19 protein-coding genes are annotated in these 19076 nt (G+C 60.0%); 6 read left to right on the top strand and 13 right to left on the bottom strand.

Features of this window, described 5'->3' with window-relative positions; all coding sequences use genetic code 11:
• Positions 1-249 precede the first annotated feature (249 nt).
• The 5 genes from P3T40_RS37235 to P3T40_RS37215 are packed head-to-tail and all read left to right on the top strand — an operon-like array spanning position 250 to position 4743.
• The gene (locus P3T40_RS37235) at positions 250-1407 is read left to right on the top strand and encodes an acyl-CoA dehydrogenase family protein (protein ID WP_429272696.1); all 1158 of its coding nucleotides are present in this window, start codon (positions 250-252) and stop codon (positions 1405-1407) included.
• 16 nt (positions 1408-1423) lie between these two features.
• A complete protein-coding gene (locus P3T40_RS37230) occupies positions 1424-2449 on the top strand; it encodes an acyl-CoA dehydrogenase family protein (RefSeq protein ID WP_429272695.1) in 1026 nt (341 codons plus the stop codon).
• A gap of 13 nt (positions 2450-2462) precedes the next feature.
• Complete coding sequence (gene paaG / locus P3T40_RS37225; protein WP_429272694.1) at positions 2463-3248, top strand: 2-(1,2-epoxy-1,2-dihydrophenyl)acetyl-CoA isomerase PaaG; 786 nt, start codon at positions 2463-2465, stop codon at positions 3246-3248.
• Between the two features lie 60 nt (positions 3249-3308).
• Positions 3309-4304: an NAD(P)H-dependent flavin oxidoreductase gene (locus tag P3T40_RS37220; RefSeq protein WP_429272693.1), complete on the top strand. Its 996-nt coding sequence runs from the start codon at positions 3309-3311 to the stop codon at positions 4302-4304.
• The gene (locus P3T40_RS37215; RefSeq protein WP_429272692.1) at positions 4297-4743 is read left to right on the top strand and encodes a Zn-ribbon domain-containing OB-fold protein; all 447 of its coding nucleotides are present in this window, start codon (positions 4297-4299) and stop codon (positions 4741-4743) included. Before P3T40_RS37220 ends, P3T40_RS37215 begins: the two co-directional genes overlap by 8 nt.
• A gap of 134 nt (positions 4744-4877) precedes the next feature.
• Here P3T40_RS37215 and P3T40_RS37210 read toward each other — a convergent pair whose 3' ends face one another.
• The 13 genes from P3T40_RS37210 to P3T40_RS37150 all read right to left on the bottom strand — a co-directional run bounded on the left by P3T40_RS37210 (position 4878) and on the right by P3T40_RS37150 (position 17116).
• On the bottom strand, positions 4878-5606 hold the full coding sequence (locus tag P3T40_RS37210; protein WP_429272691.1) for an SDR family NAD(P)-dependent oxidoreductase: 729 nt from the start codon (positions 5604-5606) through the stop codon (positions 4878-4880).
• Positions 5607-5650: 44 nt separating this feature from the next.
• The gene (locus tag P3T40_RS37205; protein ID WP_429272690.1) at positions 5651-6442 is read right to left on the bottom strand and encodes an SDR family NAD(P)-dependent oxidoreductase; all 792 of its coding nucleotides are present in this window, start codon (positions 6440-6442) and stop codon (positions 5651-5653) included.
• 1 nt (position 6443) lies between these two features.
• Complete coding sequence (locus tag P3T40_RS37200; protein WP_429272689.1) at positions 6444-7193, bottom strand: SDR family oxidoreductase; 750 nt, start codon at positions 7191-7193, stop codon at positions 6444-6446.
• Between the two features lie 74 nt (positions 7194-7267).
• Complete coding sequence (locus P3T40_RS37195) at positions 7268-8032, bottom strand: SDR family oxidoreductase (RefSeq protein WP_429272688.1); 765 nt, start codon at positions 8030-8032, stop codon at positions 7268-7270.
• A 103-nt stretch (positions 8033-8135) separates the two neighbouring features.
• Entirely contained in the window at positions 8136-9032 is an 897-nt protein-coding gene (locus P3T40_RS37190; protein ID WP_429272711.1) for an SDR family NAD(P)-dependent oxidoreductase, read from the bottom strand.
• A gap of 34 nt (positions 9033-9066) precedes the next feature.
• On the bottom strand, positions 9067-9936 hold the full coding sequence (locus P3T40_RS37185; RefSeq protein WP_429272687.1) for a MaoC/PaaZ C-terminal domain-containing protein: 870 nt from the start codon (positions 9934-9936) through the stop codon (positions 9067-9069).
• Positions 9933-10772 carry an enoyl-CoA hydratase-related protein gene (locus tag P3T40_RS37180; RefSeq protein ID WP_429272686.1) on the bottom strand — a complete coding sequence of 280 codons (840 nt, stop codon included), beginning with the start codon at positions 10770-10772 and terminating at the stop codon, positions 9933-9935. The genes P3T40_RS37185 and P3T40_RS37180 overlap by 4 nt, the downstream gene beginning before the upstream one ends.
• An 11-nt stretch (positions 10773-10783) precedes the next feature.
• The gene (locus P3T40_RS37175; RefSeq protein ID WP_429272685.1) at positions 10784-11923 is read right to left on the bottom strand and encodes a thiolase family protein; all 1140 of its coding nucleotides are present in this window, start codon (positions 11921-11923) and stop codon (positions 10784-10786) included.
• Positions 11924-11932: 9 nt separating this feature from the next.
• On the bottom strand, positions 11933-12355 hold the full coding sequence (locus tag P3T40_RS37170; RefSeq protein ID WP_429272684.1) for a Zn-ribbon domain-containing OB-fold protein: 423 nt from the start codon (positions 12353-12355) through the stop codon (positions 11933-11935).
• Positions 12356-12377: 22 nt separating this feature from the next.
• The gene (locus P3T40_RS37165) at positions 12378-13229 is read right to left on the bottom strand and encodes a MaoC/PaaZ C-terminal domain-containing protein (RefSeq protein ID WP_429272683.1); all 852 of its coding nucleotides are present in this window, start codon (positions 13227-13229) and stop codon (positions 12378-12380) included.
• A 13-nt stretch (positions 13230-13242) separates the two neighbouring features.
• A complete protein-coding gene (locus P3T40_RS37160) occupies positions 13243-14109 on the bottom strand; it encodes an SDR family NAD(P)-dependent oxidoreductase (RefSeq protein WP_429272682.1) in 867 nt (288 codons plus the stop codon).
• Positions 14110-14216: 107 nt separating this feature from the next.
• Positions 14217-15701, bottom strand: a complete 1485-nt coding sequence (locus tag P3T40_RS37155; protein ID WP_429272681.1) for an aldehyde dehydrogenase family protein — start codon at positions 15699-15701, stop codon at positions 14217-14219.
• 125 nt (positions 15702-15826) lie between these two features.
• Complete coding sequence (locus P3T40_RS37150; RefSeq protein WP_429272680.1) at positions 15827-17116, bottom strand: amidohydrolase family protein; 1290 nt, start codon at positions 17114-17116, stop codon at positions 15827-15829.
• 323 nt (positions 17117-17439) lie between these two features.
• On the opposite strand from P3T40_RS37150, the gene P3T40_RS37145 reads away from it, so the two are divergent.
• Positions 17440-19062 carry an AMP-binding protein gene (locus P3T40_RS37145; RefSeq protein ID WP_429272679.1) on the top strand — a complete coding sequence of 541 codons (1623 nt, stop codon included), beginning with the start codon at positions 17440-17442 and terminating at the stop codon, positions 19060-19062.
• The last annotated feature ends 14 nt before the right edge of the window (positions 19063-19076 follow it).

The following is a 19076-nucleotide window of genomic DNA, read 5'->3' as shown; positions in this document are numbered from 1 at the left end:
TAAGGCAGGAATCACGGGACAACCGACGACTTGTTCGACCGAGTGTTTCAAGGCCGTCATCCTCATAATAACTTACTTATCGTCATTTTTGTAGCCATTCGAAGCACCAGGGGAAACGCCTACTAATGCGTAATTTAAGGCCATTTTCTGGTTCTCTCCGATTGTTCGTGTCGCTACATTGACCAATAATAGCTGATGCTATATCATTTATTCAGAGCATGCGAACGCCGAATAAACCGGAGGAGCGAGATGGATTTGCAGTTTTCCCGTGAAGACAAGGTTTTCCGCGAGGAAGCCCGGGACTGGCTGAACAGCAACAGCCCGGACGAACGGCGTCCTCACGCTGGCCAGGCCATGCGCGAATTCGACCTCGCCTGGCAGAAAAGACAATATGAAGGCAGTTGGGCGGGGGTGTCGTGGCCAAAGGAATACGGCGGTCTCGGACTTTCTCTCACACGGCAGTTGATCTGGCATGAGGAATACGCGCGTGCAGATGCGCCGGACAATCATCTGTGCTTCGTCGCGCTTAACCATGCCGGCCCCACCATCATGGCCCGCGGCTCGGAAGCGCAAAGGCAGGAGCATCTGCAAAAGATTCTCAGCGGCCAGACCATCTGGTGCCAGGGCTTCTCGGAACCCAACGCCGGATCGGATCTCGGCAGCCTGAAAACTAGCGCGCGCATCGACGGAGACCATCTGGTAGTGAACGGCTCAAAGATCTGGACGAGCCACGGGCATCTGTCGGACTGGCAGGAATTGCTGGTTCGCACGGACCCGCAAGCGCCTAAGCACAAAGGCATTAGTTGGGTGATCTGCGACATGAAATCGCCTGGCATCACGCTGCGCCCCATCGAGATCATGACTTCGCCGAATCAGGTGCACTTCGTCCAATGCTTTTACGACGACGTGCGCATACCGCTGGCAAACGTGGTCGGCCCGGTCAACGACGGATGGAACGTCGCGATGTCAACGCTGGGTTTCGAGCGCGGCACGGCACAGATCCGCGACATGATCCGCTACGCGTTTCTGCTCGAAAAGATGATCGGGAAGGCGCAGCAGCATCTGGGAGTGGACTGTCCGCTATCGAAAGACGAGATCGGTGCGCGGCTCGCGCAGTTGCGCGCAGACATGGCAGCGGCAAGAGCCATGACATATATGGTCGTCTCGCGCGCCCAGGCCGGCATCAGTGGTTCCGAGAGTTCATTGATGCGGGCGATGGTTGGCGAAACACAGCAGCGTGCGCGCCGGCTTGCGCTGGACATTCTCGGTCCCTACGCGCTGGAGAATCCCGAGGACGACGACTGGGTCTACTACTACCTTCGCTCCTTCTCGATCACGATCGCAGCCGGTACCGCACAGATCCAGCGCAACATCATCGGCGAACGCGTTCTCGGCCTCCCCCGCTAACACTTGAGAGGCACATATGAATCTGCTGCTTTCCGAAGATCAAGTCCAGATTGTTGACACCCTCAAACACTTTCTGTGCGAAGAAGCGCCGGTCGCCCGCTTCCGTCCCCCGGCGCCTCAAATCGGCAACCAGGATCATCGGCTGTTACCGCGCCTCGCGGAACTCGGTTTCCTTGGCATCGCCATTCCCGAAGAATCGGGAGGCATCGGTTTGAGCAGCGCAGAAGAGATGGTGGTCTATCGCGAGTTCGGGAGGCACCTTCTGTCTCCCGCCATCATTGGCTCGATGCTTGGCGCGCGCGTTGCTGCAGCTGCAGGCGATGCCGCGCTGCTGCACGACCTGCTATCTGGCAAGGCGCGTGTCGGGCTGGGAAACCCGCGCGGCAGTGCAGGCATCGGACCGCACTGTCACGGGGAGTTTCACCTGATCGAAAGCATCGATGCACCGTGGGTACTGTGCTGCGATGAACAGGGTGCTGCATTGCTCAGACGGAGTGAATTCACGGCGATCGAGCAGGTCCACGCGATGGATCACTCACTGTCGCTCGAGCGCGCCAAGCTGGAAAGCATTCGTCCCGCTGCGTGGGTCAGTATGGAGCAGGATGCCATCTACACCCGCGCGCTCGTGCTGATCGGGGCCTTCGCGGTTGGACTCGCCGAAGCCACCCGAGACATGGCCGTCGAGTACGCAAAAATTCGCGAGCAGTTCGGCAAGCCAATCGGTTCGTTCCAGGCCATCAAACATATGTGCGCCGATATGGCGATCCGCGCTGAGTCGGCCCTGTGCCAGGCAGCCGTGGCGTCATTGACGCTATCCGACCATGACCCAGGCGCCGGCTTTCATGGCACAGCCTGCAAGCTGGTCTCGATCGACGCCGCACTGAAGAACGCATCCCAGAACATCCAGGTGCACGGCGCAATTGGCTTCACCTCGGAAGCGGATGCCCATCTCTATCTCAAGCGTGCACACGTGATGGACCAACTGTGGGGCGACACACGCTTCCAGCGCGAACGCATGCTGCACGCACCATTTGCTGGTTGATACGACGAGCCTTATGACCTACCAGACAATTCTTTTTGAACGTGGTGCCGGCGTCGCGCGCCTGACACTCAACCGCCCGCAGCGGCTGAATGCCTTTACCACGCAGATGCACAAAGACGTGGCCGACGCACTGACCTGCGTCGAGGCTGACCCGGAGGTAAGGGTCCTGCTGCTGACTGCCGCCGGCAAGGGGTTCTGCGCCGGCCAGGATCTTGCGGAACGTGACGTCCAGGCGGGACCGCTCGATCTCGGGCGAACAACCCGCACTTACTACAACCCGCTCATCCGTCGTCTCGTCGCCTTGCCGATACCGGTTGTCTGTGCGGTGAACGGTGTGGCGGCTGGGGCTGGGGTCAGCCTCGCGCTCGCTTGCGATGTGGTGATTGCGCGATCGAGCGCGCGGTTTGTTCAGGCTTTCTCCAGCATCGGCCTCGTACCTGATGCAGGCGGCACCTGGAGTCTGCCGCATCTTGTCGGGCAGGCCCGAGCGCTGGGATTCACGCTGACGGGCGGCACGCTATCGGCCGCAACAGCAGCTGAGTGGGGCCTGATATGGAAAGCAATCGACGACGAGCACTTCGAGACAGAGCGCGAGGCATTGGTCGAGCAGCTTTCTCGTGGCCCGACGAAGGGTCTGGCGAACGCAAAGCTTGCCATCCGCCATGCGGCGCGCGCCACGCTCGACGAACAACTGGATATTGAATCGGAGTTGCAGCGCAAGTGCGGATTGACGGATGACTACAAGGAGGGGGTATCCGCATTCAAGGAGCGGCGTCAGCCTCGCTTTGCCGGCCGATGAATGTGCCCCGTAATAGCGGGCCGTACCTGATCAACTGTCTCAAAGCCGATCGAACGCACCATGTTAGAAAACCGTGTCACGCAAATGCTAGGCATCCGCTACCCTGTCATCCAGGGTGGGATGCAATGGATCGGAAAGGCAGAGCTTGCATCCGCAGTTTCCAACGCAGGCGGCCTTGGCGTGCTAGCAGCGCTGACTCAGCCTACGCCAGCTCATCTGGCACGGGAAATCGAACGGTGCCGGTCGATGACCGACCGTCCGTTCGGCGTCAATCTGACGATCCTGCCTACTGCGTCCGCTCCTCCCTATGAAGAGTATGTCGACGCGATCATCGACGCAGGCGTCAAGATTGTCGAGACAGCAGGGAGCAGTCCCAAGGCGTTTATCGAACGCTTCAAACGTCACAAGGTGACGATCGTCCACAAATGCACCTCTGTGCGCCACGCGGTTTCTGCCGAGCGCGCCGGCGTGGACATCATTTCTATCGACGGCTTCGAATGCGCCGGACACCCTGGCGAGGACGATGTCCCCGGGTTGATTCTCATCCCCCTTGCGACCCGGGCACTCACGATTCCCGTTGTTGCGTCGGGCGGCATCGGGGACGGCCGCGGCATGGCAGCCGCCCTCGCGCTCGGCGCGGAGGGCATCAACATGGGAACGCGCTTCGTATGCACCCAGGAAGCGCCCATCCATGACGATCTGAAGCGGGCATTGGTCGCAGCAACCGAAAACGATACCAACCTGATCTTCCGGACATTGGGCAACACGGCCCGCGTTTTCAGGAACAGCGTATCGGACGAGGTGATCGCTTTGGAACGGCAGCCAGGGGGCTGCAAATTCGAGGATATCCGACACCTCGTCATCGGTAGCCGTGGCCGGGACGCCTGGATATCGGGCGATTGCGACGGCGGTGTGCTGACAGCGGGCATGGTCATGGGCCTGATTGACGATGTCCCAACCTGCGCCGAGCTGATCGAGCGGATCGTTCTGGAGTGCTCAACGCGTCTGCGCGAATCACTCTCTTTGCTTGACACATGCGGAGGCCGCAATGAATGATGCGTCTACGGGCCACCCTCAGGGAAACATTGAGTCGATTCCCCGGCGGCATTTGCCTCGCCTGACCGACGAAAACACATTCTTCTGGCAGGCTGGCGAATCCGGCAAACTGCACTTCATCCGCTGCGACGCCTGCGGATTCTATGTTCACCCCCCTGTTCCCATCTGCCCCCGCTGCAAATCGCGCGAAGTCGCTCCCCGCGCCGTCTCCGGAAAGGCGACGGTCGCGTCCTACACGATCAACCATCAAATATGGGAGCGCGGCCTCGAAGCACCTTACGTGATCGCCATCGTTGAGATCGCGGAACAAAGGGATCTGCGGCTCACAACGAATGTCGTCAACTGCTCACCTGGAGAGGTAAAGATCGGCATGCCGGTTCGGGTGCTCTTCGACAAACGCGAAGACGTCTGGCTACCGCTGTTTGAGCCAGATGTTTAGCATCGGGAAGACGACTCGATTCGTAGTTGGGTCGTGGTCGGCGGCAGGCTTTTTGCGAGCATGCACACATCAACAAATGATTGCCCGCGTCTGAGGGAATGAGCGGCGGCGCCGAAACCGGCGTCACTGAAGCGCTATGTCACGTCGCGCGAAACACGAGGCTTGCCACTCACGGAAAACAGGCCACCGGTCATGATGAAAGCCGCATCTTGGCTCAACAACACCATCACCTCCGCGATTGCGGACGGAGGGGTCCAGGACGACGTATCGGCAGCAGGCATATCGGTCCTGTTTGCAGGCGTATCCATGATCTCCGGCATCACGCAAAACACACCGATGCCCTCCTTGCGCAACTCCGCCGCCATGCTTTCTGTCAACCGCATCACCGCACCTTTGGCGGCAGCATAAGCGCTCATACAAGCCTGACCATGCGTATGCGCAGCAGCGCCGACGTTGATGATGGTGCCTTTTCCTCCGGATATCATCAACGGCACCACGACGCCAACCGCGTTGATCATGGTCACCGCATTCAGGTCCATCATGCGGCGCCAGACATCCATCTTCATCTGGTGGACCGGTTCACCATAGTAAAAGCCACCGGCTATGTTGCACAGGACGTCGACCGTGCCGAACTTGTTGACGGCAACAGCGATAGCCTTCTCGACCGATTCGGTATCCGTCAGATCAGCCGACGTCAGCAGACGATCAGCGGATTCGATCGGATAAGCCGCATGAAGCGCCGCTTCGTCGACGTCGATCACCACCCGTCGGCTTCCGGTTTGCGCGAAAGCGCTCTCGACCGCACGACCAAGCTGGCCCGCACCTCCCGTTATCACGACAACCCGGCTATTGGACGCGCTCATCTCATTCCTCGCAAAAGAAAATGCGCTGCATCGAGCAACGCCGGCTAAAAATCGGTGCCACCGTCGATATTGACCGTCGCGCCTGTCACGTACGAAGCCCGGGCAGACAGCAGATAGACAATGAGATCGGCAAACTCTTCATGGCGCCCCGCCCGCTCGAGCGCAACCGACATGCCAGACTCGCGGCGTACCTGCTCATAGCGCGCCCTGCACTCGGGCACACCATATCGAGCCGCCAGTGCCCGATTGGTTTGCGCATCCCTGTCGATCACCCCTGGCGCGATGCAATTGGCGCGCAAACCCCGTGATCCATAAGTCCGAGCGATATTTTTTGCCACGCTGGCTACGGCACTTTTCATCGCCGTGTAGGCGACGAGACCCGATTTCTGCGCGCGGATCGAAACGGCAGACGTGAGAACAATAGCGCTATCGGGTGTTCCCAGCAATGCTGGAAGCGCTGCGCGACAACTGCGAACTGCCAGCATCAGGCTCTGCTCGAAATACGACGCCCAGTCGCTGTCGTCGAGTTCGTGCAGCAGCGCGCGTGTGCCCATGGGACCGGCGACAACGGCCAGACGATGCAGACCGCCGAAATGCGACACCGTCTGCGCCACGGCATCGTCCATGAAACCGGCGCTCCCAGCATCACCCGCAATGCAGAGAACCTCCACCCCGTTTGCCGTCAGTTCCGTGCGGATCCCTTCAAGCTCGCGCCGACGGCGCGCCACCAGAGCAAGCTTCGCCCCTTCCCGGCCAAGCACCCGTGCAGTGGCCGCGCCGATCCCGCTGCTGCCTCCGACAATCAACACAACCCGACCGCTGAGATCAAGTTCCATCTCAGATCTTGAGAACGGCACCGCCGTCGACGCACCATGTCTGTCCGGTGACCCAGCCCGCATCGGTGGATAGCAGGAAAAGGCAGGTGTTCACGATATCCTGCGTGGTCCCGATCCGGCGCAAAGGCAACGTCGATAGTAGTGCCTGAAGGCGCTCTGGTGGGACACTGGTGCGGGTCGCGGTGGTGTCCGTCGGGCCGGGCGCGACACCATTGACGCGAATATTCAACGGCCCCAGTTCGCGCGCCAAGCCGATCGTGATGGCATTCAGGCCGGTCTTCGCAATCTTGTAGTAGTTGCCTGCTTCGTACGCCGCAGTCGACGACTGGTTCACAATCGCCCCGCCGCCGCGCTCCACCATCAATTTATAGACCGCGCGCGTAACGATCAACGCTCCGTTCATGTTGACCTCCATGAACCGCTGGTAATACGCGTAGTCGACTTCGAGCAGGCTTTCGCGCCGCATCCCCGCAAAGATCGCCGCATTGTTGATCAGCAGGTCGACCCCGCCGAACACTTCGACCGCGCGTGCCGCCAGATTTGCAGCCGACTCGGGCGATGAGACGTCGGTCTTGACGAACAGCGCGCGGCCTCCCGTGCCGACGATTTCCTGTGCGACGCGCTGACCGTTTTCCTCGCTAATCTCTGCCACCACGACCGCGGCCCCCTCGCGCGCCAATGCGCGCGCGTAGGCTTCACCGATACCTTGTCCGGCGCCGGTCACGATCGCGATCTTGTTCTCAAAACGCATGTTGATTCTCCCGCCATTCTCATTCAAGTTTGAGATCCGCGGCACGGACCTCTGACCCAGCTTGTATGGTCGGCTTAACCTGACGACCGCAACTCAAGCAGATCGATATTGGCCTCGCGCGGCAAAGCCAGCACATCCATTACCGCCCTCGCGGTAATCTGCGGTGAAATCGGCTCGCCCGAGGACGCGTGATAGCCTTCCGCCTTCACGATCTCGCGATAGCGCGCCCGGCGCTCCTCAGGCCAATCCCGATTGAACCCGCTTTCACTCATCCGGCCCGAACGCAGGACCGTGATCCGGATACCCTGCCCTCGCAATTCCGTACGCAGCCCCGCCGACAGGGTTTCCATCGCGCTTTTGGTAGCTGCGTACACCGTCAGAAACGGGTAGGGGCGGTTCACCGACTCCGACGTGACATTGACAATGCCCCCTGCGCCCCGTGCCTTCATCAAAGGAATGGCTGCGCGGATGCAATAGATGGGACCGAGCAGATTTGCGCCGACCTCTTGCTGGAGCAGTTGATCCTCTGCCTCTTCGATCGTCTGCAGATGGCCTATCGCGGCGTTGTTGACAAGAAAATCGACGCCGCCGAAGCGCTGGTGTATCGCATCAAAGCTTCGACGTACGGCCGAAGGGTCAGAGATATCCGTTGGAAGGGCCACCGCCATCGCGCCCAACTCTGCGGCAGCCGCTTCCAGTGCAGCGACGTTGCGACCCATCATCGCCACACTGCCGCCCTCGCTTACGAAGGCCTCGGCGATACGTTTGCCAAGGCCACGGGCGGCGCCGGTCACCACAGCTACTTTGTCCCGAAAGCGCTTCAGTTGATCCGTGCTCATCGGCCACCCTCGCTCAACCAGCGGGCGGCCGCCTCTATGCGGCTCTTTTCCATCCGGCTCATGTCGTCCTCCTCCAGGCATGTCGTTGCATGATCGAGCGAGTTCAGATTGGATCCCACGGGGTGATCGCCATCGACGGCACGTTCTCATAGAAGTTGGACGCGAGCGCCGGGATCGCATGTTCTGCGATGGTCTCAGGCGTCCATCCATCACTTCTGTGCAAGGTGCGCAGGATGCGCGGTTGACTGAAGAGATAGATCTCATTTGCACGCACGCCGAATATCTGCCCCGACACGTCAACCGCCTGATCGCTTCCGAGGTACACGGCAAGCGGTGCAATCTTCGCGCTTTCCATCTTCTTGAGCTTCTCGATCCTGGCCATGTTTTCGGGCGTATCGGCTGGGATATTCGCCGTCATCGAAGTCCATGCCCACGGCGAGACGCAGTTTGAACGCACCTTGAATTTGGCCATGTCCATCGCTAGCGACTTCGAAAGGCCGACGATACCCATCTTTGCCGCAGCGTAGTTGGCTTGTCCGACGTTGCCGACCAACCCGCTCGTCGAAGTCATATGGATATAGCTTCCGGAAGCCTGGCTTTTGAAGTGCGGCGCGGCGGCGCGCGCGACATAGAATGAGCCATTCAGGTGGACGTCCAGCACGGCCCGCCACTCCTCTTCGCTCATATTGAAGAAAATGCGGTCACGTGTGATACCCGCGTTATTCACCACGCAGTCGATCCGGCCAAAGTGGTCGAGCGCGGCCTGAACAATGCGCTGCGCAGATTCGTTGCTGGCCACGCTTTCCACTGCCGCAGCCGCCTCTCCTGCGGCAGCCCGGATCTCTGCGACAACCTGTTCGGCGGCGAATCCGTCACTGTCCACTGCCCGACCGGTGTCGTTGACGATAACTTTCGCACCGTTCGCAGCGAACGCCTTTGCGAGATCGCGGCCAATGCCGCTTCCGGCACCGGTTACGACCACCACCTTCCCTTCTACCATTTTGCCCACCGCCCATCTCCTGTTTTACAGCGTATCAATCGATTTCGATCACACCGTTGTCCAACACGATCGTGTCACGCGCCACGACCCGCGCGCGAAGCCGCAGTGTCCGGTCGTCTATGTGCCACAGTTCAAACCGGATTTCCTCGCCCGGGTACACGGGCGCCGTGAAGCGTGTGGCAATCGCGCGAAGTCTCGTGGCGTCATATGACAGGGCCGTGCGTAGCACCGCGTGGCATGCCATGCCGTACGTGCAGAGTCCGTGGAGGATCGGTTGACCGAAGCCCGCCGCAGCGGCTATCTCCGGGTCCGCATGCAACGGATTCAGATCGCCAGTCAGCCGGTATAGCAACGCTGCCTGAGGCAAGCTTGAAATGTCTATGACGACGTCTGCTGGCCCCTCGGGCATCGACGGCAATGGATCAGGAACCGGATCCGAGACGCCGCCGAATGTGCTGAAGCCCCCATCCCCCCTTAGAAAGCTCACGTTGCGGCTCTGCGCAACCAGTTCTCCCGTTCCTTCATCGACGAGGTCTCTCAGCACGACGCCGATTGCACCGCGACCTTCACCCTTGTCACTCAGTGAATGCACGCGGTTTCTGGCGATCAGGCATCCCTGTGCGGGCACAGGCCGGATCATCCGCAGGGACTGCTCGCCGTGCACCAGCCTCAACGCATTGGCGCCCGTGCGCGGATCACGCCACCATGCACCTGGGGCGCCCATCACCGTGGCCATTGTCGGAACCGCGTGCAGGTCTTTCTCATACACGTAGCGCAACTGCCCGCGGTCTGTCGGCTCAGCACCAAGCCCCACACTCAGCGCATAAAGCATCGAATCACGAGCGGTGTAGGGATAGCGAACATCTTCGAATTTCCACGCTTTCACAACGTGATAGTCGATCATGGCTGTGCTCCTCTCGGTTTCGGGCAATCACGTAGTGGCTCATCATCTGCGCGCTGCTCGCCCTGCCAACGAGGAAGGCGCCGTTCAGCGAACGCCCGCGGCCCTTCGGTAGCATCCTCGGATGCATACATCGCCATCACTGCCGGATATTGAACCTGCAAACGCAACGCCTCACTCAGTCCGGGTTCGTCGAGTCCGCGCAGGATCGTCTGCTTTGTTGCGCGCACCGCCAACGGACCGCTGAGCAGGATCTCGCCCGCCCAACGACGCGCGACGTCGAGGGAAGTCCCGGTCGGCGCAACTTCGTTAACCAAACCGAGATGCTGGGCCTCGGCGGCATCGATGCGACGCCCCGTCAGTGCGATCCCCATCGCAGCCTTGAGGCCAATTTCCCGGGGCAGACGGTGCAGTCCGCCAGCCAGCGCGGCAAGCCCCACCCGCACCTCCGGCAACGCGAACTGCGCACGCTCATCTGCCACGATCACATCGCAGGCGAGCGCCAGTTCAAAACCACCCCCGACGGCCAGACCGTTGACCGCCGCCAGCACCGGCTTGTCGAGCTCGAAACGCGCCGTCAGACCGGCAAAGCCCGACTGCGGCATGCGCTGCCGCCCTTCGGCGACGCGAAACTTCAGGTCGTTACCCGCGCAGAACGCACGGTCGCCCGCGCCGGTGATAATTGCAACCCATTGGCTAGAGTCGCGTTGGAATGCGTCGAAGGCCGTGGCGAGTTCGTGGTGCGCTGGCGGATGCAGCGCATTGAGCACGCCGGGACGGTTTATCGTAATCAACGTCAGCCGGCCTTCCTGCATAACGGAGATAAACTCGTATGGCATGACGGCCTGGCTCAGACTTTTTCGAGGATATGCACCGCACAGGCGCTGCCAAGCCCGACCACGTGCGTGAGGCCAAGCCGGGCACCTTCCACCTGCCGCTGGCCGGCTTCGCCGCGCAACTGCGTCACGATCTCATAGATGTTCGCGATGCCAGTTGCACCAAGCGGATGTCCTTTTGACAGGAGTCCTCCAGAGACATTGACCGGGATGCGTCCACCGAGTGCCGTCTCGCCCTTGTCGATCAGGCTTGCGCCTTCTCCTTCCGGGCATAGGCCCAGGTTTTCGTAGTGGGGAATCTCAGCCGTGGCAAAACAGTCATGCAGTTCCACAAGATGCAGTTCGTCTGGTCCAATTCCAGCCATTTCGTACGCTGTTTTCGCCGCAAGACGCGTCACCGTGTTGACATCCTGCATCACCAGATTTCGCTCCGACCACGCGTCGCTCGCGAGGGCCGACGCCCTCACTCGCGCGGCTCGCCGCTCGAGCCCAAGTTCTCGTGCTTTCTTTGCGGACATCAGCACCGCCGCCGCCGCGCCGTCGACATTGACCGAGCACATTAGCTTCGTGTTCGGGTAGGCGATCATCTCCGCGTTCATCACTTCCTCGAGCGGCGTCTCTTTCTGGTACATCGCCTTCGGATTGAAGGTCGAGTGATGGTGGTTCTTTACCGACACCTTGGCAAACTGCTCAAGCGTGGTTCCATATTTACGGGCATGTTCCATGCCCATCATGGCGAAAACCGCCGGCATCGTTTCCGAACCGATGAGACCCTCGACCGGCAGCGGCTCATTACCCACCTTCTTCTTGACGATCATGCCAGGCTGCATTTTCTCGACGCCGATGCAAAGCACGACGTCATAGAGTCCCGCCTTGATTGCAGTCCATCCTTCACGCAATGCGGTCGCTCCGGTCGCGCACGCGTTGGTGCAATTGACGACCGGAATTCCGGTCTGTCCGATCAGTTGCAACGTGCGTTGCCCCGTCATGGTTTCGCCGATGTTCCCGCTATAGAGTGCCTGCACGTCTCCGATGGCAATGCCGCAATCATCGAGCGCACCTAGCGCCGCTTCGGCAGCCAGTTGCACGACGGTACGGTCGGGATAGCGCCCGAACCGGATCATGTCGATACCTACCACATATACGTCGGACATATCAGTCTCTCAAGCAGGAACAAAGAAATGGGCAAGATAGCCAAGCGCGTCGGCGTTGGCCGTTTCGGCGCCGCGAAATACCATCTTTACCGGCATTCCGAAGGCAAGCGCGCTTGCCGCAGGCTCGACCCCGAGCAGGTTGCCTTTGACGGACGTTCCGTCGTCAAGGTCAACCACGGCGGAGACGAAGGGCACAGCGATACCCGGATAACTTCGGTACACAATCGTGTAGTTGTACAGACGACCGTACTCACTCAACGCATAGTGCTCCATGAATCCCCGCACGCCGCAGCGCGCGCAGTTCTCGCGGGCGCCAACGAAACGCGCCCCGCACGCCCGGCATTTACTTCCTTCCAGATAAGCCGAGCCGTCCTCGCCTACTCTCGTGTACGAGGTGGCGGGCTTGAGGGCTTCGAAGCTGCAATGTTCCATGGTGTTCTCACTATTAATTGATCTACGCGAGCGTTGCTCTACCGTTCCTGATCACCTTGACGTCCCGGGCGCGCACACCGACTTCGAACCAGACATCGCGCGCATCGCGCCACAGGTCCACCGTAAGGAGATCCCCAGGAAACACGGGGGCCGAGAAACGAACTGAGAATTCGCGAATACAAGCGGGATCGTAGTCACAGAATGCCTGCAGGACCGCGCGGCATGCCATTCCATAAGTGCACAACCCATGCAGGATCGGCGTTTCAAAACCGGCCGCACGCGCTACTGCCGGATCCGCGTGCAGCGCATTCCGATCGCCGCACAGGCGATAAAGCAGCGCCTGATCGCGCCGCGTCGGCAATTCAATCGTGACATCCGGCTGCCGCTCGGGCGCGACGGTTATGGCCCGTGTATCGGGCGGGCCGCCGAATCCACCGTCCGCTCGTGCAAATGCAGTTCGGGTAAGCGTCGCGAGCATCTCTTTCGAGTCGGGGTCGCGCAGGACGGTCTCCCTCTGAATGACCGCCCCCTTACCTTCGCCCTTGTCGTAGACCGCGAGCACCCTGCTGTCCGCGATCACACTGCCGGCGACCGGAATCGGCTGATGGACGTTCAGTGCTTCTTCACCGTGCAGAGTCTTGCCGCGATTGAGACCAATCCGTTCGGGTGTGATCCCGGCGCCCCAAGCCGCGATCGCCGCGAATGTGGGCACGCTGCGCAGTCGCTCCTCGTAGACAAACGGTAACTCCCGTTGGTCGAGCGGATCGGCTCCCATGCCAATGGCGAGCGCGTATAACATCGTGTCCCGCTCCGTCCAGGAAAAATGCCGCCCCTCTTCCTTGAGAGCGAGCACGGCGGGGTACTGGATAGCCATGGATGCATCCTTCCTAGTGGCTCTTTTGGGCCGGCCCGTAGGCGTTGACGAAGTTGAGGTCCCGTTCCGGCAGCATGACTTCGCCCGCTGCCACGGCGGCGGCCAGGGCATGGGCGTCGAACTGTTCCGGCGGAACGATCCCCGGACCGATCTCCATCCGGATCTCGCCGACATAGCCACCGCCAGCCAGAAGCGTCTTGCCGGTCTGTTGGCCAGACAGATCGCTAACCATGTACAGCAACACCGGAGCGACGCGCTCGGGCGTAAAGACCTTCTTGTACTCGTCCGACACCATGCCGTCGATGAGCTGGCTGGCGGCCGCGGGCGCGATCGTCCAGACCCGGATGCCGTACTTCGCCCCTTCCTGAGCAAGCGAATTGGAGAAACCCCAGATCCCCGCCTTGGCTGCGCCGTAATTGGTCTGGCCGAACTTGCCCCGCAGGCCGGAGGTTGACGTCGTATTGACGATCACACCGCCGCGCCCCGACTCCTTCATCTGGCCGAAAACAGCCCGCGTCACACAGAAGGTTCCCTTCAAATGCACCCGAATTACCGCATCCCAATCCGCTTCACCCATCTTCAACAGTGATTTGTCGCGCAGAATGCCAGCGTTGTTTACGAGGATATCGACGTTGCCAAACGCCGAAAGCGCATCCTGGAGAATGCTTTCCCCGCCTTCAACGCTACCGACGTCCGCCACGCTCGCGACAGCCGAGCCGCCCGCTTCGCGAATGCCCGTTGCGACTTCCTCAGCGGGCTCCCGGGCATAGTCGTTCACGACAACGGCCGCCCCCTCACGCGCCAGCAACTGCGCATAGGCACGTCCCAGCCCAGCGCCAGCACCGGTCACTACCGCCACCTTACCGTCCAGCAAACCCATTTCGTCACTCCGTTGTTTGGCAACGCGGTGTCAGGGCGCGGGTGCGCGCCAATCGTCGTGAGATGCACGCGTGTCTGAGCAGCGCGATCCGTTCGCCTGCCCGCCGTTTAACCGGCCTGAATCTCGATCAGCTTCGTTTGTGTAAATTCATTCAGACCGTCCTCGCCCAATTCCCGACCGTAGCCAGAACGTTTGACACCACCAAACGGGCCATCTGAAAGCTGGGTGCCGGCACCGCCGTTGAGCGTCACGCCACCCGTACGAATCGCGCGAGCCATCTCGAAGGCGCGACCCACGTCCGCACTGATGATTCCACCCCGCAGACCAAAGCGTGAGTCATTGGCAATGGCAATCGCCTCATCGTCATTGTCGAAGCCGATCACGACGCCGACTGGTCCAAATATTTCGTCCTGTGCGATCGTGGATTGGCTTTCGACGTTGTCAAAGAAAGTGGGCTCGTAGTAAAAGCCCTTGATCAGATCTGCCGGACGCCGACCACCGGACATGAGCGTCGCTCCACTGTCAACACCCTGCGCGACATAGCGCTCGACCCTCTCACGCGCGGAGGCACGGATCAGAGGCCCCATCTGGGTGTCTGAGGCACGCGGATCCCCAACCTTCACCGCTCGTGCCATCGCTGCCAACTGTTTGACGAATTCCTTGCGCAGCGAGTTGTGCACAAGCACGCGCGTATTCATGGCACATCCTTGCCCTGCATGACTGGTGAATCCCCGCAGCGCCTGACCGAGGGCCATCTTGACGTTCGCATCCTCACGCACGATCAGGGCGGACTTGCCGCCCAGCTCCATGACGAGCCGCTTCAGTGTCGGTGCGCTCTGCGCGACAATGGCCGCGCCCACCTGGTCGGAGCCCGTGAAGGTCACCATGTCGACCCTGGCATCCGCTGTCAGTTGCTCACCGACTTCCTTGCCGCCGGTGATGACGTTCAGCACGCCCTTCGGCAATCCAGCCTCTGCCGCTGCACCAGCCAGCACCAGGGCCTCGAAAGGTGTAAAAGGCGATGGCTTCAGTACCACGGTATTACCGGTGACCAATGCAGCAGCAACCTTGACCACATTGAGGAAATACGGATAGTTGTAAGGCGTGATCGCCGCAACCACGCCAACCGGTTCGCGCACAACGAAAGCGGTCCCCAGCACAGTGCCGGATCCACCGCCTCGGGTCAGTTCCGGCGCAAGCGCCCGGATGTCCTGGCGCAAGGCGAGGTCCAGGATGCGCCGAAAGTGCTTCATCGGCACATCGAACTGGCGCGCTTTCGCATTCGACTGAACGGAACCTGCTTCAAGCACAATCAGATCGCAAATCTCTGCGGCTCGCGACTCCAGCACGTCAACCATTTTTTGCAGGTAGGCAACGCGCTCACGGATACTCATGATGGGCCACGAACCGGTGTCGAACGCCGTGCGTGCGGCGACAATGGCCGCCTCCCCATCGGCGAGTCCACCTAATGGCGCCATAGCGATCACTTCTTCGGTGGCCGGGTTGAACACCGGGTCTTCGTACCCCTCGCCGGGTGCAACGAACGCGCCATCGATATACAGCGCCCCAGGTTGCTGCAATGGCAAAATCAAAACTGTTCTCCTTGTCTTCAGGTGCAATCGACCGCAGTCGCATCCGATCCGGCCGCGAATCAGGTCTCGCGTTACTGACACACTAAGCCCATAGGCAAACTGCAGCGAAGCATCCGGCCATTCAGTCAGACGTGTGACAGGATTTTCTTGATGTCAGCGGACGTCACAGGCTTATCCGACGATGCGGAAGGGTTCAGACCGCCTCGCGAGATCGGTCGTGTGTCGACCGTTGCTGCCAGTTTCCGCAACGCACCCACCGTGCAGTTTTCACTCCCCAGGATTGAAAACGGGTCATAGCTAAACTCCCGCATCGCATTCAGGTGAGTGATCTTATTGATATCGGTTGAGGGAAGCGCACGGATGCTCTGCCAGAGGTGCTCCGGAGAATTGGGCCAGGTCGCGTCTGAATGCGGATAATCGGCTTCCCATGTGATCATGTCGATGCCGACGTCCTGCCGGTTGCGCAATCCGAATTCGTCGTCGATAAAGCAAGTAATGATGTGACGCCGAAAGACGTCGCTCGGTTTGTCCTTGCCGAAGTTCGCGCGTGTCCACGCGCTATGCTGCTGGTAAGTAAAATCGGCCCGCTCGAGCAGGTACGGTATCCATCCAATGCCACCCTCAGAAAGCGCCATGCGCAGACCAGGGTAACGGCGCCAGAAACCGGCAAACAGCCAGTCCGCCGCAGCGTTCGCAATTGAAATGGGCATCGACGTAATCCACGCATCGATCGGCGATTCGTCTGATGGATAGGGCGCGTTCCCGCCCGAGCCAATGTGGCAACAGATCACGACGGCATTTTCCTCGCACACCGCCCACAGCGGTTCCCAACATTCGTTGTGCAGACTCGGCAGACCGATCATCGACGGATTGTCCGGAAACGTGATCGCGTGACAGCCGAGTGCGACGAGTCGCTTCACTTCATCCACCGCGAGCTTGACGTCCCAGAGTGGCAGCATGCCGAGCGGGATAAAGCGACCGGGATGCCTGCCACACCAGTCGTGGAAATGCCAGTCGTTGTAAGCCTGAATCGTGGCCAACGCAAGTTCCTTGTCCTGCATTTTCTGGAAGCGCGCGCCTGCGAATCCCGGAAACGACCCAAAACAGATGGAGCCCAACACGCCGTTGGCGTTCATGTCTTCGATGCGGGCGTCGACGTCATAACACCCTTTGCGCACCTGATCGAAAGAAACCGGCTCGAACCCGTACTCCTCTTTAGGCCGTCCAGCGACAGCATTGAGCCCAAGACCAGGCGCGCGCTGCCCCTCGACCACCCAATGGTGCGCCCCGCCCGTCCCGCGAACCACTTTCGGCGCCCGCTCCCTGAACGCCGCACGGATGTGACGCTCGAACATGTCCTCGGGCTCGATCAGGTGATCGTCAACGCTAACCAGAATAAGATCCTGCAGTTCCATGTGCGTCTCCTGTTGTGTTTCATTGTCATAAACTGACTTAGATTCATTTTATTTACCAAACTCATGGATGTCAACGTCCGAGGCAAACAGCGGGTAAACATTAGGATGAGACCGAGAAAACAGCAGTGGACAAAAGCTGACAGTTCGTCCATTATAAAATCGTGATGTATCGAGACGTTGTCGCAAACCTGCCCAAGCGAACCCTTGATGACTCAACCTGCAGCGGAGATACGGATGCGCCGGGCAGTGCGCCAACTCCCATAGACCAACCGCGCGGCTCCTGCGAGGGCCATCGAACGCGAGCAAGCTTAAGACGACGACACATGGATGAGCACAAGATCTGGTCCCGTGGAAGACAGGACACCGTAACGGCGGCGATTGCCCGTTCCGCAATACAGTATCGCGACCGCACGTTTCTGGATTTCAGCGGCGAGCTGTATACCTATGGCGAAATTGATCGCGCCTCAACCCGTCTGGCACACGGCCTGATTGCGCTGGGCGTGAAGAAAGGCGACACCGTGGTCAGTATTCTCGACAACAACGTCGAGGCGGTGCTGAGCTGGTTCGCAATCAACAAAGCAGGTGCGATCAGTGTTCCAGTGAACACGGCCTACAAGGGAGAATTTTTGCGGCATCAGTTAAACGACTGCGGTGCGAAGATTGTCATTGCGGAGGATGACTACGCGAGACGCGTAGTCGACATCGAGGACGGACTCGATCATGCAACAACGTTGTTGCAGCGCCGCGGTTCGCTGGCCCAGGCGTCCCGCCTGCAGGTCGCCGAACTCGATTCCGCGTTTGATGAGTCATCGGAACCGCTCCCAGACGTAAATGCTCCAGCCGATCTTTCGATGCTCATCTATACAGCCGGAACAACCGGCCCGTCAAAAGGCTGCATGATCAGCCATAACTATGTGTGCAACCTGGGTAGACAGGTCGTGCAGATGGAAGACCGGCGCAGCGAAGACTGTAACTGGACCGCGCTCCCGCTCTTTCATATGAACGCCACGGGCGGCTCGATCCTCTCCTGCATGTTCGTAGGTGCGCGCGTGGCGATCTTTCCGCGTTTTTCGGTATCGCGTTTCTGGCCGGACATTCAACGCAGCGGAGCGACGGTAGCGAGTCTGCTTGGCTCGATGATTACCTTTCTGGCCGAAGCGGAAGACTCCGAAGCATCGCGGGCATGTTTTGGCCAGTTGCATACCGTGCGCGGTTCGCCATTCCCAGCCCAGTTGCAACGCAAATGGAAAGAACGCTTCGGCGTAAAAACCGCCGGCTCCAACAGCTACGGCCTGACCGAGGCCGCTCGTGTGGTTACCGGCTCACAATCTGACGAAGCCGCACCGGCAGGTTCATCAGGTCGTGCCAACGAAGACTTTGATGTGCGGATCTTCGATGAAGAGGACAACGAACTACCCCCCAATACCCCGGGTGAAATCGTCATTCGCCCGAGACGGCCCCATATCATGTTCGAAGGTTATTGGAACAGGCCTGCAGACACCATCAGGATCATGCGGAACATGTGGCTGCACAGTGGGGACGTCGGCAAATTCGACGAAAACGGCTACTTTTATTTCGTCGATCGAAAGAAGGACTATCTGCGCCGGCGCGGCGAAAACATTTCCAGCTACGAAGTTGAAACTGGCTTGCGCGCCCACCCCGACATTGCAGATGTCGCAGTGCACGCGGTATTCTCCGAGTCCGGAGAGGATGATGTAAAAGCCACGATTGTCCTGAAGGACGGCGCTGGCGTCACCGAAGAGGAGATATGCCTGTGGGCAATCGAGCGTCTGCCCTATTTCACGATTCCGCGTTATTTCGAGTTCCGGCCGGATCTGCCGCGCAATCCGGTCGGAAGAGTACTGAAGTACGAACTGCGCGCTGAAGGCTGCACCCATACAACGTGGGATCGTGAGAAGAACGGTATGCAGGTCCCGAAACGATAGTACGACACCGTCCG

It is taken from the genome of Paraburkholderia sp. EB58, from assembly GCF_050436665.1.
GTDB lineage: Bacteria > Pseudomonadota > Gammaproteobacteria > Burkholderiales > Burkholderiaceae > Paraburkholderia.
The sequence above is the reverse complement of the archived record's forward strand: the minus strand, read 5'-3'. Positions and strand labels throughout refer to the sequence as shown.